This window comes from Streptomyces niveiscabiei (assembly GCF_001419795.1).
Classification (GTDB): domain Bacteria; phylum Actinomycetota; class Actinomycetes; order Streptomycetales; family Streptomycetaceae; genus Streptomyces; species Streptomyces niveiscabiei.
Genome location: NZ_LIRL01001160.1, coordinates 1 through 1,750, shown reverse-complemented (window position 1 = coordinate 1,750; position 1,750 = coordinate 1). Strand labels below are relative to the sequence as shown.

The 1,750-nt window shown below is 65.2% G+C and carries 1 tRNA gene and 2 pseudogenes; 2 read left to right on the top strand and 1 reads right to left on the bottom strand.

The window, feature by feature from the left end:
- Both AOK24_RS51885 and AOK24_RS41435 read left to right on the top strand, forming a co-directional pair.
- Positions 1–132, top strand: a pseudogene (locus tag AOK24_RS51885) (IS5/IS1182 family transposase); the annotation flags it as partial.
- Between the two features lie 17 nt (positions 133–149).
- Positions 150–1,454: pseudogene (locus AOK24_RS41435) on the top strand (LacI family DNA-binding transcriptional regulator); the annotation flags it as partial.
- A 120-nt stretch (positions 1,455–1,574) separates the two neighbouring features.
- Here AOK24_RS41435 and AOK24_RS41430 read toward each other — a convergent pair.
- Positions 1,575–1,648: transfer RNA gene (locus AOK24_RS41430), tRNA-Pro, on the bottom strand.
- Between the last annotated feature and the right edge of the window lie 102 nt (positions 1,649–1,750).

Here is a 1,750-nt window from a genome sequence, read left to right as displayed (position 1 = left end):
TCGATCTCCTGGCTCTTCGGCCACCGCCGCCTCACCGTCCGGTACGAGCGGAAGGGCACGCACTTTCTCGGCTTCCTCGGTCTCGCGGCCGCACTGACCTGCTACAAAAAGCTGACCAACCTCACCACGTGAGACACGCTCTTAGTGCCTATGTGAACCGCTGGTATGCCGCGCAGGACTTGGCGGCATCGACCATGCAGAACTACCGGCGGCACATTGAAGAACACTTGCTTCCCACGTTCGCGGATTCCGCTGTTGCCGACATCCTGAGTACCGACATTGCCGCTTGGGAGAAGCATGAACGCGCCGTTCCTTACGCTGCGTCCAGCGTCAAAACGTGGCGGGCGACGCTGCACCTGATCCTTGCCGATGCCGTTGACGAGGGGCTGCGCGATTCCAACCCGGCGACCAGGCGGCGCGGACGGGGGAAGCGCGCCGGGCGCTCACGCAACCGTGGGCCAGAGAAGGCGGTCACAACAGCACTTGGCATTCTGCTGATCGCCGAACGAATGGCGCTGATGTCCGGCCGCGACGACGAGTTCGTTGGCGGCGTCCTCAAGGGCTACACCGGGATGCGCTGGGGCGAACTCGTCGGTCTTGAGAATGAGTTCGTCCGATCGAAGAGCATCCGTGTCGAATGGCAGCTCTACGAGCTGGACACCGGCGAACTGCACCGGTGCCCGCCCAAAGACGACTCCTACCGGGACATCGACACTCCGGATTTCCTCTCTGCGCTGGTTCGGGAGCACATTGCCCGGACGAAGCCGAAGCCCTGCAAGTGCCACGGACTGACCTACGTCTTCAGCGGTCACGGCACCGCCAACGGCTCTGCGAGCCGTCCGGGAGCGAAGCTGGTCGACGTGGCTCGCCGCGCCGGCGTCTCGACGGGCACCGTTTCCAATGTCCTCAACCGCCCCCACGCTGTGGCGGAGTCGACCCGCCTGAAGGTGCTGGAGGCCATCACCGAACTCGGGTACGCACGTAACGCGGCATCGGGGGAGCTGGCCGCGCACTGGCGCCGCTCGGGTTTCGCCACCTGGCTCTTCCGACCCGCCGCTACGGGGCTCTATCCCAAGCGCGGCAGTCAGGAGGAACACCCGGTGCCCGTGGTCGCCGAACCGTGGCCCGGGGTTCCGGCACGCGGGCGGGGAGCCTCCAACCGGGCTGAGGCATGCTGGGTGCCGATCGCTCCGGGCCTGACGCCGCATGGGCTGCGTCATACGCACAAGACCTTGATGCGGGAGGTGGGAACTCCGCCGAAGCTGATGGACGAACGCATGGGGCACGAGGATGGCTCGGTGCAGTCCCGCTATGAGCACATCACGGCAGGGATGCGGCAGACCCTGATGACCGCGCTCACCGAGATGTGGGAAGAGGCTCTGGACATGCGCCGGGCGATGAGCCCCGGTTCGCCCGTGGCGGTTCTGGACGCGCTGTTGAGGGCGCGCGGGTAGGGCACTGGTCTGGAGACGAATTCCAAAGATCTTCTCCAAGGTTTCTCCAGAGAACTGTGGAGAAACCAGTCAGGGGCACCGACTCACGTGAGTCGGTGCCCCTGACCTGGTCAAACACTGTCGGGGTGGCGGGATTTGAACCCACGACCTCTTCGTCCCGAACGAAGCGCGCTGCCAAGCTGCGCTACACCCCGATGTCGCTGCGGAGCTTTTCGCTGCGGCGACGTCGTTAACTTTAGCCCACGGGCGGCTGGAGACGAAATCCGGTTTTGGGGTGGGGGCGGATGGGGTTGGGG